The organism is Nocardia sp. NBC_01009, assembly GCF_045208035.1.
Taxonomy (GTDB): domain Bacteria; phylum Actinomycetota; class Actinomycetes; order Mycobacteriales; family Mycobacteriaceae; genus Nocardia.
On record NZ_CP108695.1, the window covers coordinates 5,116,326 to 5,130,076 of the forward strand.

Consider the following 13,751-nt stretch of genomic DNA (forward strand, 5'->3'; position numbering starts at 1 on the left):
CTCGTCAGCTGGCGGGTGTGACAGTTCACCAGTATGGCTCCGGTCAATCGGTACGGCATTCGGGTAGCACGGCAACGGTGGCGCGGGCCCGCGCCGTCGTCGATCTATACACCGACGGTTCTGCCGATCCGCGCCTGGACTTGCGTCCGACGTGTGGAATGACCTTGCCGCCGAGACTGATCCAGGTCGGTGACGCCCAGTTCCTGACCGCCGACTCGATCGAACTCGCCGACCGGCTCGACCGAGCGGGTGCGCGGTGCGAGTTGCAGGTGTGGCCGGATCAGATGCACGTCTTCCATGCCTTGGCGGCCCTGATTCCCGAGTCGCGCTCGGCATACCGCGCCGCCGCCCTGTTCATCACCACCAATCTCGACCGCGCCGCCACCCTCGCGGTCTGAGCACTCCGAAAGGGACGACAGCCATGGCACGCAAGTACACCCTCGACGAATCCGACGACACGTTTCTCGCTACGGCCGGCCGCCGCTACGTACACGTCATCGATATCCTGGCCCCTCCGGGGAGGGTATGGGAAGCATTGTGCGCCGACGATGCCCTCGTGTCGTGGTCATCGATGATCACCCGAGTGGAATGGACCTCGCCACGGCCCTTCGGAGTGGGCACCACGCGCGTGGTGACACTGGCAGGCGCGGTCCGGCTCGAGGAACGGTTCTACCGCTGGAATGTCGACGAGCGCATGACATTCACCGTCGACGCGGCATCCATCCCGGGGCTACGCCGCTTCGGCGAGGACATCACCCTCGAAAAGACCACTGGCGGTACAAGATTGACGTGGACGTTCGCGTTGGAAGGCGAGACGGGCGTCCGGCCGTTGTTGTGGCTGCTCGACCCGGCCAATCGCATCGTCACCTCGGGTATCGCGCGTGGCATCAGCCGCCGCATCCAGGACAGCCCAGTCTTGCCCGGAGCCGGGAAGTAAGGAAAACCGAGTTGCCGATCTCCGGTGCGGGCAAGATTCTCGAGCGCGAGTTGCGCAAGAAGTATTGGGGCGAGGACGCGCGCCAAGTGAACTGACCTCGACCGGGCCGACTCAGCGAGGCGGCGGCCCGGGTCGGCGTCGTGGACGTAATCGGGTTCGAACAGCGGACGGAGCCACGGTCGACGTGTCCGATAGGTCGGAGTTCGGAGGGCGCAGGTGGCGGGGGATTGCGTCGGCAGACCGCGTGGCCTCCCGGCGTGCACGGCTGATCGAGGCCTGCACCGAATTGATGGGAGTGGCCGGTGTCGCGGGCATTTCGATGCGCAGCGTGTGCCGCGAGGCCGCACTGACCGAGAGGTACTTCTACGAAAGCTTCACCAACATCGACCAGCTCATGATCACCGTTCTGGAGATCGTTGTGCTCGACGCGCGTGGTGCGCTGTTATCGGCGCTGGCGACCGCCCAGACGTCCACACCAGACTTGGTTCGGCTCGGGGTCGACGCATTCACCGACTATTTGATGACCGATCCGCGACGAGGCCGGATCATGTTCATCGAATCGCAGGTTTCGCCGGTGCTGGCGACCCGAGCAATAGCACTGATCGAGCAATTCGTCGGGCCGATCGTCCGATCGATCGGTGTGCGCAATATCGCGGCGACCGAACACGACGCGGTCGACGTCCGTCTCAACGCTGTGGCAATCTTCGGCGCACTGGCCTTTCTCTATCGACGACGAGTCACTGAGGGACCCGCCGTCGATCGAGAACGTTTCGCCGAGCATGCCGCTCAGGTCATCGAGCCGATAGCGCTGGCCCGCTCATCCAGGATCGGAAGCGGCGCGGAACGAGATCGTTGAGGTCGCGGGCGAGCGCGCCCCCTTCGCTGCTGATCGACAAAATGGCGCCTCCCGCCATGGACGTGGTCAACGGTCGATGACGGCCATATGTCCTTCGTCGTGGCGCGCACCGGCGGCCGGGGTGAGGTTGTCGAGCCGTTCGACCTGTTCGGCGCTGAGCTCGATGGTGTCACTGGATGCGCAGTAGTCGCCTGCCCGCGCCGCCACACTCACCGAAACTGCGGCACTACCAAGCACGCTCGGCTCAGGTACCGCGAGAATGGTTGAGCCGACGACTCGGGTGGCCGTAGCCGATTGATGAGGCGTGATGCTCTTGTGCGGGAGTTCGGAGGTTACGAAAGCCCCGCGTAGACGTCACGACCGGCCTGTCATAGGCCTTCGTCGAACGGGTATCGGGCATGGAGTGCGGACCGGTCGCCGAGTCCATAGTTCATGACGAGGTCATCGGCGACCTGGACCAGCACATCTCGCCCCTCGACCGTAGACACCCAATCCATCGGCAGCCCGGAGACACCATGGATGGCGCCGATCAGGTTGCCGGCGACCGCGCCGGTGGAATCGGAGTCACCCGAGTGGTTCACCGACAACAGCAGTGCTGCGCGCACATCGTTCGTCTTGGCCGCGTGCAGGGCGCAGAACACCGCGATGGCCAGGCATTCCTCGGCGATCCATCCCGCGCCTACCTGCTCGAGGAGTTCTGCGGTGGCTGCATGCTCGGACAACTCGACGGCGCGTGTGAGTGCCGCCGCTGTTTCCGCTGTTGCGGGTATCTCCGTGAGCTGGGTGACCGTCTGCTGCACGGCAATTGGCAGTTCGATACCGCTCACCACGCGATCGACCAGTGCCGCGAACGCACCAGCCGCGAGATATCCCGTGGGATGCCCGTGAGTCAACTGCGCAGCCCCCGCGGCCGTGGCGAACGCACGATCAGGCCCCATGCCGGCCAGTCCGAACGGCGCGGAGCGCATCACCGTGCCGCATCCTTTCGACCCCGGATTCACCGGACCGGGTTCACCGAACGGGTGCGGTGCGAGATATCCCCGTGCCTGCTGACCCAGCCCGGACATGCACGCATTCCCTGGCGCACGCACCGCATACAGAAACGGCAAACCCGCCAGCCAGCCATCGATATCCGATGCTGGTCCCTCTTGCCGCTGGGTCTGTAGCCAGCGTAGATACGCCCGGCGCAGCGCCGGCACGGGATCGATACCGGGCGCCGACCGCAACAACCCCTCCGCGGTGAACAGGGTCATCTGGGTGTCATCGGTAATCTGCTGCGGCGCACCCTCAGCGTACTGCGGTAGAAATCCCGTCACACCGTCAGGGCCATATCGCTCGCGAATCTGCTGGAGCTGCAGGAATTCGATAGGCCACCCGAGCGCGTCACCAACCGCCCCGCCTAGCAGGGAGCCCCGAACCCGGTCGAAGACCGTCATGTAATCCACCACGAGACACCATCATTACGCATCTATTCCGCACAGGTCCTGCCGCCTTGCCCGCTACACAGCGGCGCGCCCCAACGATGAACACGCACGTACCCCGGATGATCGCTCCGTTCGGTGACCTCTGCTGCGCGACTGCACTGGGAATCCACGCAGCCTGCCTACCAAATCCACGAGTACATCGACGTTATAGTGCCGATTGCGGTCGAGTCCGGCGTACCAGGTGAGGCCCCCGGATCCATAGCGACACTTCCGCTGGGTACCGACTGCTCGACCAGATCCCAGGTAATCGACATGTGCAACATTCCGTGAACGGAGTAGAAGCGTGACGATCAGCAGGCGTGTTTTCTTTGCCCGCGGTGCCGCGGCCGCAACGGCTGCCACCGCGGCGTCGGGCGCGACGGGGGCCGGTAAAGCCCGCGCCGATGTCGACCCTGATAGGCCGAACATCCTCGTTGTGCTCGTAGACGAGATGCGTGCGCCGATGTGGTTCCCCGACCAAGAAGCGTTGGACGGGATACTGCCGCATATCGCTCGAATCCGCCGAGGCGCTGTGTCATTCGAGCAGCACTACACCGCGGCCAACGACTGCACACCGTCGCGTGGAGTCCTGCTGACCGGCTTGTACTCTCATCAGACCGGTTGCATGATGACCTCACAGTCCACGTTGTCACCGTTGTTCCCCACTTGGGGCTCGATGATCCGCGAACACGGATACGAGACGACGTGGTGGGGGAAGTGGCATCTCGGCCACGATTCGGACACGATTCCGGGGTCGCTCGCGAATTATGGATTCACGGGCGGCACCTATCCGTCGCCCAACGGTGCGCCCGGACAGGGCTTGCAGATGGACCCGGCCATCGTCGACCAATTCATCGGATGGCTCGATGCGGAAGCAGGTCGAGCGCCGTGGTGCTGCACGGTGTCGTTGGTCAATCCGCACGACATCCAATGGTGGCCTCGATGGACCCAACGCCTCCAAGCGCAGCTCGACATTCCACGCTGGATGAACGACCTGCCCGCGAACTACGAAAGCCTCGAGCAGCTGGCTCAGAAGCCTCGCCTGCAGCTGGCATTGGTGGAAGCCTCGGCGGTCGCGTTCGGGTGGGCTCCCTACGGAACTCCCGGTGCCGAGCAGCAGTGGATCGACATGCGCAACTTCTATCTGTGGCTGCAACAGCAGGTCGATATCCAGATCGGCCGAGTGCTCGACGCGCTGTACGAGCGCCCGGATGTCGCCGCCAACACCGTCATCGTCTTCACCTCCGACCACGGGGACTACGCGGGCTCGCACGGGCTGCACGGCAAAGGTGGCGCCGCCTACGACGAGGCGATCAGGGTACCGCTGTATGTGCACGATCCCCGCGGTCTACTCAGCCCCAAGTCTTCGACCAGTACCCGTGAACAGCTCACCTCCAGCGCCGATATCACCCCACTGCTACTGACGATCGCCTCGGGCGGGAGCGCATGGCGCGGGGACGCGAGGTACGCACACCTCGCCGATCGCCTCGACATCGCAGCCCTGTGCCGCGATAGGAGCAAACCGGGGCGGCCCTGGATCGTGCACGCCACCGACGAACCCACCATCGAAGAGGCGGCCGTGCTCTTCAACCAGAATGCACCTGCACACGTTGCAGCGGTGCGCACCGCCGACGCGAAATACGTGTCCTATTCACACTTCATCAACGGACGAATAGAAGTAGACCCAGCTCAGCAACAAGAATTCGAGCTCTATGACTACGCGGCGGCGGGCGGGCAACTCGAACTCGACAACCAAGCCGCACGTAATGGTGATCTGCGCGCCCAGATGGAACCGCTACTGCAACAAGCCATTTCGGAACTGAACCAGCCGCTTCCAGGCCACCTGCGCCAAGCTCAGGAGCAAGGCTGGGCAGATTATCTGGCGCAGGAACACAATATTCTCGCAATTGCGCAACACGTGCTCGGTGAACTGCAAAACGCCCTGCCCAAGTAGTCCCGGGCCGGATCGTTATGGCTCGATCATGCCGGGTGGGTGCGGTCAGCGCGCTCATCGGCGTGGTGCATTGTGTCGGAGTTGTTTTGTTACGGTAGTTGGCAATGTGGTTATCGGAATTAGAAAGAAGATGGTGCGATGCAATTGTCAAAGCGCAGTAGGTTCGACGACGGACTGACTAGTTCTGATGCTGCAACCCGGAATAGTGCCAGACCAACTGCATGGACCAGGGAAGTCATGATCCCCTTCGGGCGAGTGGGAGACCCCGGTCCATCCCTGTGCCGAGCGGCCCCGACCAGGCTTTTTGTGGAGCTTCGCGCTCGGCGTATGGCGGCAGTGCGGAATATGTGCCGGACTCAGATGCAAATACCGATACTGGCGGATCCGAATGGCAACCAGAGGCACACTGTCACGGAGCCGACTACTTGCACGACTTCCGGTGCCGCTGGCGACGGTTCCGCTGACGCGATAGCAGGCGCGATCATCCCGAGGGATGATGCTGTGGCGACTGCGGCCAGCGAGAGTGCTAATTTGGTTCGCATGGCGAACTCCTTCGGGTTGAGCAGATGGAATTGATCCCAACAATTCTGCATCAATATGAAAGACATTGAAAGAGGGTTAATCCTCTAGTATCGAGACATGTTCGACTGAGGCTGATTATTTCCAAATAGATCTTCCATGGCTACTTGATTGGTGCCGTAATGATGTCCGGTTGTGACCGCCGCTCTGGCCATCCTCGGTTTGGGTGACGCGCGCAGGTCCGATACCGACCGTTATTGATGCCACTATTGTCGAATATGTCCGGATTGTGGTTACCGAAGTGCGTCGCCCGCTGTCGCAAAATATGAGACCCGGTCCGGATAGGGCCGGGTCTTCGGTTCGGGCTGTTCAGCGCGGGGCGAGGCGGTGGACCACGATGCCGGACTTGAAGGTGGTCGTGTCGAGCAGTTCGAGGTGGCTGACGTCGCGGCCCTCGAAGAGGCGGGTGCCCGCGCCGGCGATGGTCGGGAAGATCCAGAAGTGGTACTCGTCGACGAGCTTGTTGTCGAGCAGGAGGTGCGATAAGGAGCCGGTGCCGAATTTGAGGATGTCAGCCCCGTCCTGTTCTTTCAGCACGCGAACCGCTTCGGTGACATCGCCCTGCAGAATTGTCGCGTTCCAGGTCGCGTCTTCTTGCCGCAAGGTCCGTGAGGCAACGTATTTGGGCATGGCGTTGATACGGTCGGTGTACTCGTCACCTGCGGGCCGGGTCGGCCACGCACTGGCGAAGCCCGTATAGGTTTCGCGACCGAGCAGGAGTGCATCGGAGGCGAAAAGCAGTCCGGCGGCGTAATCGGCATGCTCGTTGTCCCAGTACGGGGCACTCCACCTGTGCGGTTCGGCGATGACGCCGTCGGTGGTGACGAAGGTGGATTCGACAAGTTTGCGCATTGGTCTGTCCTCTATCGGGTGTGGTCGGTGCGTTGACCCCAACTGTGCCGACAGGGGTTTACGGTTTCCTTCCGGTCGGTTGACGGACCTACGCTGACGTCCACCGAGTCGCCGTCGCGGGAGCCGACGAGTCAACCGCGAACGTCAGCCACCGACATCCCATAAACCCGACCGGTCGCCCTGCCGCCGGTCGCCCGGCGGTCCAGAAGGCCGCGCCGGTCGAGTCGAATCAGGATCGGTTCAAGGTCAGATCCAGCCGGGCGATGTGGAACCGGGTATCGGTGACATCGACAGAGGTTTCCGTGAAACGGTTCCCGCCCAGTATGTTTCGGACGAATTCGCGTACCACGGCGGGCTGCGCGTCGAGGCCCGCCAGCAGCTTCGGCGCCAGTTCTATCGTCCCGTCGAAATATCGTGGCTGACTGGAGATTCCCGGCTGCTGTGGCGTCTGGCGCAACCCGTCGATAGTGTGCAGAATCAGATCCAGCTGCTTACCGTCGCCGAAGTCGATCCGAAGCGGTGTCGGGGTGACGGCCACATCGAAGGTGTGCACTTGTGCTCTCCACCCCTGCACAAAGACGCCGTCATAGTCGTACGGCGAAGGGGCCGCCAGCGTATCGAGCGAACGATCGGTCGGCGAATTCTCCAGCACAGCCCCGGCAAGAGGCTGATCGGTACGGACGAATGTCCACGACTCGTCGGTGAGTTGCTTTGTCCAGTAGCCGGTTCGACCGCCGTCACGGCCCTCGACTCGCAGTTCCCGGGCCGACGAGCCGGGCCCGGTCCGGTGAATGGAGATGCGGTCGGTGATTTCGCCCGGCACCTTCGGCTGCCGCATCCAGTCCGGTGCGGGCAGCTGAATCGCGGCGTATCGGCTGTCCATGCGTTCCGACAGCATGTCGGGAGCCTCGGGCAGTTCGCTCTGATCGTGATAGGAGTAGCGGAAGAACACCTTGTCGGCGCCGGAGATGTCGAAATCGTAGAGGCGCGTGTAGAAGTCGCCGAAACGATTGACGATCAGCGAGGTCGATGCGCTCGTGGACAGCGCGACCGCCTGGAACCGACCGCCGTGCGGCGTCGCCATCTCGTAGCTGTGATCCACCGGTAACCAGGGATCGATGTACTGGATGCGCTGACCATCGTGGGTGAGCGCATAGACGTGCGACACCTTCGCTCCGCCGACCGGGTGATCGTTGCCGGCGGTATCTCGCCAGACGTGGTCCTCGTTGGGTGAGAGAACCGACCAGGACCAGGTGCGAGTGCCCGGGGGCAGCGTGTTTCCGGGGCCGGTCCACAGTGGGGTGCCGTAGCGGCTGCTCCAGTTCCAGTCCCGGGGTGCGCTGAGCGCGTGGTCCATGGTGTAGAACCGGCCGTCGCGGTCGATCATCATCACCTCGTCGTCGTCGGCGGAGACACCGACGACGCGACCCTCCAGGCAGCCCGGCAGCGCCACGGTGCGCCAACCGCCCTGGGCGGCGGACTCTTTCACGTATACGTGGCCGTCACGGTTGGCGAATGTCCAGCGTCGGTTGAACGAGTCGGTGGTGGTGCGGAAGTGGATCCGCTCGGGCAGGTCGACGGCGGCAGGAGCCAACGCCGCCAGTCCGGCAGTGGATTCGTCGACTGTCACTTCCGGGGTGCCGACCGTGCCCACCGGCGCGCAGCCGGGGTCCGCGACAGTCACCGAATGCGTTGCCGCCCCGGCCAATACCAGCCCGGTCACAGCGGCAACGGCGGTACGCCGGATGGCTTCGGGTCGCATCACAGCCACCCCGCGGCGCCGAAGCCGAGGATCGCGACGGCGTCGACGCCGAGGATCGCGCCGAGTGTGAGTGCTTTGGCACGCACGGTGGGCAGATCATGCACAAAGAAGCAGACCGCGAAGAACGGTACATAGCCGATGAGCCAGATGAGGACGGGGAAGCCTGGCTGCCACCACGACCATTCCCAGGTGAGTACCCCGGTCTTGTTGAGCAACACTTCGACGCCGACCGCCGCGGCGGAGTTGACCGCGATGAGAACTGGCCGGTTTGGCAGGCCGAAGATGCGGGTCTCGCGGGGCGGCAACATCTTTGCCGCCGCGATCCCCATGATGGCGAACATGAAGCAGATCTCGATGTTGAGGCCGATGAGGATCTGATATGCGGTGGGGCCGGCCGCGCCCCAGACCGGCGCACGACCGGTGAAATGAAAGACCAGGGCGTTCCAGATCTCGTTGAACCAGTCCATGCCCCACAACGCGAGTCCAGCGAACAGGACATTCCAGTTCCGCCGCTCGATTTCGACGGCATAGATGTAGATGACGATCAGCAGAAGCGGGATCACATACCACTTGAATTGACTCGCATCGCGAAGTATCTCGAGCGCCTCTCGGGCGTTGTCGGTCAACGGCGCACCTCCCTCTCGTGATCGCCGGGCCAAGCGAGTATTACATATCGACATCAAACGTCAACATGTAACGAATGGTCCAGTCGTCGAGCAGGCAGGCGCATGCGGCTCCAGTCGACGAGCTAGAGGCCTGACCCATCCGCCGTCCGCATCGGCCAGAGTTCCTACATCCGCACGAGCCCCACATCCCGACCGGTCGAACGCGAGTTCTCCCCGCCTGCTCCGTAGTTGCGGCCAGACCGAGTCGGTAAGGTGGCGGGCATGCAGGTCGGGCAACCGAGTAGAACCGCAATGGCCGTAGCGCGCGCGAGGGCCGACCATCAGGTTGCCGACGAGCCACGGGTGTTCACCGATCCGTTAGCTCTGCAGATCATCGGCGAATCCGACTTGCGGGCAAATGAATTCGACAATGGTCTCGATCAGGATCTGGCTCGTCGGCGGCGGTTGTTTATCGCGGCGCGCAGCCGATTCGCTGATGACATCGTGGCGGCCGCGGTCGCCCGGGGGACTGGTCAGGTAGTGATCCTCGGGGCTGGACTGGACACCACCGCCTACCGCAATACCCACGAGGACGTGCGATTTTTCGAGGTCGATCACCCCGATACCCAGGAGTGGAAGCGGCGCCGACTGTCCGAGACCGGAATCGCGATCCCGTCATCGCTGACCTTCGCCCCGATTGATTTCGAACAATCCACGTTGGCAGACGGATTGGCCGAGGCAGGGCTCGACCGCGCTCGGAGCGCGGTGTTCATCTGGCTCGGCGTTGTCATGTACCTGACCAGAACGTCGGTCGAGGACACTCTTCGCTACATCGCCGGCCACGGCGGACCCGCGGAGGTGGTTTTCGACTACCTGTATCCGGTCTCCTCGACACCCCACGATCCCGCGGCCGGACTACAACAGGCACGCGCAGATCGTGTGGCCGCGGTGGGCGAACCGTGGCTCAGTTTCTTTACCGCGGACGAGATCCGCGGCAATTTGTTGTCCTTCGGTTTCGATCGGGTCGAAGACCGTTCCGCGACACAGCTGTTGGCCACCTACGGCATCCGAACAACCGCTCGCCCTATGCATTCAGGACCGCACCTGATCCACGCCGGCACGGCGTGAGTGCCCAGGATCCCTTGTCCCTGGACGTCATTCGGATCAGATTTGTCCGACATGCCAGCCACCACCGGTCTACCAGGACCGCGAGCGGATTCACGGCTACGAGTGAGGGCGTCGTGCGTTCGGAGCGACGGCCTGCTCACGCGGTGAGATCGGCGCCCGGTGTCGCGGGAGGCCGGGCCGGCTGGCGGCCGATGAGCGGGATCGGCCGTCGCAGGTCGACCATGGTCGCCACGTGGAGCGTGCGTTTGCGCTGCAGGATCGGCCCGACTTCCGGCGCGGCGACGGAAACTGTCACAGTGCAGTCACCAGGACCCAACGCCACCAGCATGCCGCCGCGCACGGTTGCCGCGAGCGGCTGAAGCAGCAACGCAACGCCGAGTTCGAGCGCAAGTTCGCCCACCCGGTTTCCGTCCACGGTGACCTCGAGCCGTGGACAGCAGGTGTGGGTGACCTCGTGTTCGAACAACTCGACCTGCTCGACTCGGTCCGGGCAGGTTCGCATCGCCGTACGGCGAAGCCGGTCGTAGCGGCGCCAACCCGCGACCGCGACCCTGCCGAGGTCGATCTCGAGCAGCCCGTCGACCGCCCTGGCCAGCTCGCGCAGCGCCGCCGACCGCAGGACCACGGTAACGACTGGCGCTCGACGCAGCGCCAGCTGCTCGACACCTCTCTCGTGCAGGCGCTCGGCCAGCTCGCCCACGCCGGCCTCGCGCGCGGCGCCCGGGAGCAGCACCGCCCGAGCCGTGATCGATGCGGGACTCGTCATCTGGGCACCTCCCTGACATGTAGACGTGGCTCGCCGCCGCTCAGCCGAACCTGAACAGCTGGAGCGTGGGCGGGGCGGGTGATCTGCCGAACGTAAATCGACGGGCTGATGTCCTCGACCACACGTACGCATACCTGCGGCGGGTGCGGATCACGGTGGTACGCACGCGCCGGATCGGTCGGGTGCTTGCGCCGCCGGTGCAGTACGAGCGTCGCGACACCGACGGCGAGAAGAAACCCGCCGATGCCAAGCGCGTCGCCGATGTGGTTGTCCCGCCGATGATCATCGCTCCGTGGCGCTGCGGTCGGCGGTTGCGTGGTCGGCGGTTGCGTGGTGGGTGGCCGCGTGACGGGCTCGGTGGTCGTGGGTTTGGAGGTGGTCGTCGTGGTGGTCGGGCCGACCTGCGCGGGGACGATCTTGATGGACGCTTCCTTCCGGATAACGTGGTCGTATGTCGCGCGGCAGGTGACGTTGATCGAATGCGCGCCGAGTTCGGCCCGGTCGGGCACGCTGACGGGAGCATCGAACGAATACTGGTGGACGTAGGCGGTGGTCACCGAATCAGACCAGTTCGGTGCGACGCTCACCGCGTCGCAGGGCCAGTAATCGCCGTAAATGGTGATTTGCGTACCGCGTTGGGCGGTGGGCGGCACGCGGACAGTGGATTCGGGGACCGTATCAGGACTCGCGGACGGTGTGGGGGACGTACCGGAGCTCCCTGACGTTCCGGTCGGCGGGACCGGCCAGGTCGTCGTAGGCGCCGTCGCGGCGATCGGTACCGATACCGCGCCGAGCAGCCCAGCCGCGGCCACCGCGACAAGGAACACTCGCGCGTCGCCTCTCATGATCACCTCTCCGAGACGCGGGAGGCTCGGGGGATCCGTGCCCCGGAGTCAGTCTGTTCCCGTCCCGAGGTGTCGACATGAGTAGCGCACTACCTGTTTCGGCGCTCGTGCCTGCAGGAACAGCGCGGGGATGGGGTCGGACCGAGTGAGCTTGCGAAATTCGAGGAGACCGGACTGCTTCGCCATCACAATGACCGGCAACGCAGCTTGGAAGAGCACGACCGGAGCGTATGAGATCTCACTGATTCGGCGTCAACAGCACGAGCGGGATCGCACGGGTGGTCTTGCGCTGATAGCCGGCGTAGCCCTCGTACGCCGCGACAACCCGGGGCCACAACGCCGCGCGTTCTTCCGTGGTGGCCACGTGAGCCGCCATCGCTTGCTTGGGACCGCTCTGCAGCGACACCTCGACATCAGGATTGTCGCGCAGATTCAGAAACCACGCCGGGTGGGTGGGGTCGCCGCCGCGCGAGGCCACGATCACGATCGTCTCGCCATCGATGACCGGCGCGGTCAGCATGACCTTTCGCGGCTCACCGGTTTTGCGACCGATCGTGGTGAGCTCGAGGGTCGGCATACCCACGATGGTTTTGCCCAGCTTCCCGCCGCTTACTTTGAGCAGGGCACGGTGGATGACGTTCTGGATTTTCAGTTGGGCATCACTGGGCATGCTGCGGAATCTACACCGGAACGCGACTGCGCGAAGCGCACTACCGCGGGCACTTCGAACACCAGCACCTCCCGTCGTGTGGATCCGGGCTCCGGGAGAACTCTCGAAGCCGTGCAGTTCCGTATCACTCAGCCCCCACCTCAGGCACTCCTACAGTCCACGCGGCATAGCCCCAACTGTTCGACGCCTTCTGATATTTCGGTATACCAGCACCCAGCACTGGGGATGATGGCGTCGACGTCCGGGGCGCGGGTTCTAGCCGCGCACGACTTGGACGGTCATGCGCCGCGCGATTGGCTGGCGACGGCACACGTATATGCGTCTGTAGTCGCTGAGAGGCGCGTCGGCGAATCAACGATACTTTTAATTGCCGGAGCAGACCGGCGTTTCTCAATCCACGATAAGGTTCCATTTCCCGAAATGTGCGGGCGGAAAGTCCTTCAGATTCGTGTAGTTACCACCAGCGTCGATCTCGCCCGTTGCGCCGGCGCCCAGAAGCTCGTTATCGGACCTACCATCGTTGTGAGACATGGTGCGCGGCCCTCATCGAGCATCGGTCGTATGGTGCGCCACGGATCGCCCGACCTGAACGAGTAGCGAGCTACTCGTCTTATCGTATCCGCCACAAGTGCCGAGGCCGGCTCGTGAGGGATACCGACCTGAGGCGAGCAGTGGTCGCGGCAATTTCCAGGTCGCCGACCTGTGGCAGCAACGCCGCCCGTGGTGTAATTCTGGAGATCCGCAATAACGCTACGCCCCTGATGCAAGGCAATCCGATCAGGACAACATTCCAGTGTTCGGCGCCTTTTTTCGCATTGTCAATGATATGATACGAGGCCGAGCCGTAGCATGCACCATCACATTGCTGCATCATTGCTGGGAATTGCTTCGACATTGCCGCCTATTCGGTAGTCGAGACCGTAGTCTCGGGCGCACCGAGTGGATGCGGGACGCGGTGGTATTGCGAGGAGGAGGCGACACGAGATGCCCAAATATTTGTGGCGGGTCAGCTACTCCCAGGAAGGAGCGCGTGGCCTGCTCGCTCAGGGGGGCAGCGCTCGCCGAGTAGCCATCACGGAGATGGTCGAAAGCGTGGGCGGCCAGGTAGAAGCCTGCTATTTCGCTTTCGGTGAAGACGACCTGTTCGTCATCGGCGATGTTCCGGACGAGGTTGCTGCCGCTGCGCTCGCAATCCGTACTGCGGCATATGGAGCGGCGGTCTCACACACAGTGGCACTACTGACCCCCGAGCAGATCGATGAAGCAGTCGCGCGCGACGTCACGTACTTGCCGCCCCAGGTCGGGCCGTAGTTCCTCCCGTCTGGTGTCGTGAT

General features: G+C 63.6%; 14 protein-coding genes. 6 read left to right on the top strand and 8 right to left on the bottom strand.

Annotated features, from left to right (window positions below; translation table 11 throughout):
* Positions 1-17: 17 nt before the first annotated feature.
* From OHA42_RS22780 to OHA42_RS22790, 3 genes are all read left to right on the top strand, one after another.
* Positions 18-398, top strand: a complete 381-nt coding sequence (locus tag OHA42_RS22780) for an alpha/beta hydrolase (protein ID WP_406229891.1) — start codon at positions 18-20, stop codon at positions 396-398.
* A gap of 23 nt (positions 399-421) precedes the next feature.
* Positions 422-937, top strand: a complete 516-nt coding sequence (locus OHA42_RS22785) for an SRPBCC family protein (RefSeq protein ID WP_406229892.1) — start codon at positions 422-424, stop codon at positions 935-937.
* 244 nt (positions 938-1,181) lie between these two features.
* Complete coding sequence (locus tag OHA42_RS22790; protein WP_406229893.1) at positions 1,182-1,793, top strand: TetR/AcrR family transcriptional regulator; 612 nt, start codon at positions 1,182-1,184, stop codon at positions 1,791-1,793.
* 66 nt (positions 1,794-1,859) lie between these two features.
* Here OHA42_RS22790 and OHA42_RS22795 read toward each other — a convergent pair whose 3' ends face one another.
* Positions 1,860-2,006 (bottom strand): hypothetical protein, encoded by a 147-nt coding sequence (locus tag OHA42_RS22795; protein ID WP_406229894.1) that lies wholly within the window; start codon positions 2,004-2,006, stop codon positions 1,860-1,862.
* 155 nt (positions 2,007-2,161) lie between these two features.
* A complete protein-coding gene (locus OHA42_RS22800) occupies positions 2,162-3,229 on the bottom strand; it encodes an ADP-ribosylglycohydrolase family protein (RefSeq protein WP_406229895.1) in 1,068 nt (355 codons plus the stop codon).
* A gap of 331 nt (positions 3,230-3,560) precedes the next feature.
* Here OHA42_RS22800 and OHA42_RS22805 point away from each other — a divergent pair, with 331 nt between their 5' ends.
* Positions 3,561-5,210 carry a sulfatase-like hydrolase/transferase gene (locus OHA42_RS22805; RefSeq protein WP_406229896.1) on the top strand — a complete coding sequence of 550 codons (1,650 nt, stop codon included), beginning with the start codon at positions 3,561-3,563 and terminating at the stop codon, positions 5,208-5,210.
* An 888-nt stretch (positions 5,211-6,098) separates the two neighbouring features.
* Here OHA42_RS22805 and OHA42_RS22810 read toward each other — a convergent pair.
* From OHA42_RS22810 to OHA42_RS22820, 3 genes are all read right to left on the bottom strand, one after another.
* On the bottom strand, positions 6,099-6,641 hold the full coding sequence (locus OHA42_RS22810) for a dihydrofolate reductase family protein (RefSeq protein ID WP_406229897.1): 543 nt from the start codon (positions 6,639-6,641) through the stop codon (positions 6,099-6,101).
* 229 nt (positions 6,642-6,870) lie between these two features.
* Complete coding sequence (locus OHA42_RS22815; protein ID WP_406229898.1) at positions 6,871-8,403, bottom strand: hypothetical protein; 1,533 nt, start codon at positions 8,401-8,403, stop codon at positions 6,871-6,873.
* Positions 8,403-9,029, bottom strand: a complete 627-nt coding sequence (locus OHA42_RS22820; protein WP_406229899.1) for a hypothetical protein — start codon at positions 9,027-9,029, stop codon at positions 8,403-8,405. Before OHA42_RS22820 ends, OHA42_RS22815 begins: the two co-directional genes overlap by 1 nt.
* A 261-nt stretch (positions 9,030-9,290) precedes the next feature.
* Between OHA42_RS22820 and OHA42_RS22825 the strand changes: the two genes are divergently transcribed.
* The gene (locus OHA42_RS22825) at positions 9,291-10,136 is read left to right on the top strand and encodes a class I SAM-dependent methyltransferase (protein WP_406229900.1); all 846 of its coding nucleotides are present in this window, start codon (positions 9,291-9,293) and stop codon (positions 10,134-10,136) included.
* A gap of 136 nt (positions 10,137-10,272) precedes the next feature.
* Here OHA42_RS22825 and OHA42_RS22830 read toward each other — a convergent pair whose 3' ends face one another.
* From OHA42_RS22830 to OHA42_RS22840, 3 genes are all read right to left on the bottom strand, one after another.
* Entirely contained in the window at positions 10,273-10,902 is a 630-nt protein-coding gene (locus OHA42_RS22830) for a hypothetical protein (protein ID WP_406229901.1), read from the bottom strand.
* Entirely contained in the window at positions 10,899-11,747 is an 849-nt protein-coding gene (locus OHA42_RS22835; RefSeq protein WP_406229902.1) for a hypothetical protein, read from the bottom strand. The genes OHA42_RS22830 and OHA42_RS22835 overlap by 4 nt, the downstream gene beginning before the upstream one ends.
* 238 nt (positions 11,748-11,985) lie before the next feature.
* Positions 11,986-12,417 (bottom strand): nitroreductase family deazaflavin-dependent oxidoreductase, encoded by a 432-nt coding sequence (locus OHA42_RS22840; RefSeq protein WP_406229903.1) that lies wholly within the window; start codon positions 12,415-12,417, stop codon positions 11,986-11,988.
* Between the two features lie 984 nt (positions 12,418-13,401).
* On the opposite strand from OHA42_RS22840, the gene OHA42_RS22845 reads away from it, so the two are divergent.
* Positions 13,402-13,728 carry a GYD domain-containing protein gene (locus tag OHA42_RS22845; protein WP_406229904.1) on the top strand — a complete coding sequence of 109 codons (327 nt, stop codon included), beginning with the start codon at positions 13,402-13,404 and terminating at the stop codon, positions 13,726-13,728.
* The last annotated feature ends 23 nt before the right edge of the window (positions 13,729-13,751 follow it).

Excerpts from the sequence above, each read along its gene's own strand:
- OHA42_RS22825 (WP_406229900.1), top strand. The coding sequence starts at position 9,291 with ATGCAGGTCGGGCAACCGAGTAGAACCGCAATGGCCGTAGCGCGCGCG.
- OHA42_RS22800 (WP_406229895.1), bottom strand. The coding sequence starts at position 3,229 with ATGACGGTCTTCGACCGGGTTCGGGGCTCCCTGCTAGGCGGGGCGGTT.
- OHA42_RS22785 (WP_406229892.1), top strand. The coding sequence starts at position 422 with ATGGCACGCAAGTACACCCTCGACGAATCCGACGACACGTTTCTCGCT.
- OHA42_RS22840 (WP_406229903.1), bottom strand. The coding sequence starts at position 12,417 with ATGCCCAGTGATGCCCAACTGAAAATCCAGAACGTCATCCACCGTGCC.
- OHA42_RS22830 (WP_406229901.1), bottom strand. The coding sequence starts at position 10,902 with ATGACGAGTCCCGCATCGATCACGGCTCGGGCGGTGCTGCTCCCGGGC.
- OHA42_RS22845 (WP_406229904.1), top strand. The coding sequence starts at position 13,402 with ATGCCCAAATATTTGTGGCGGGTCAGCTACTCCCAGGAAGGAGCGCGT.
- OHA42_RS22835 (WP_406229902.1), bottom strand. The coding sequence starts at position 11,747 with ATGAGAGGCGACGCGCGAGTGTTCCTTGTCGCGGTGGCCGCGGCTGGG.
- OHA42_RS22810 (WP_406229897.1), bottom strand. The coding sequence starts at position 6,641 with ATGCGCAAACTTGTCGAATCCACCTTCGTCACCACCGACGGCGTCATC.
- OHA42_RS22815 (WP_406229898.1), bottom strand. The coding sequence starts at position 8,403 with ATGCGACCCGAAGCCATCCGGCGTACCGCCGTTGCCGCTGTGACCGGG.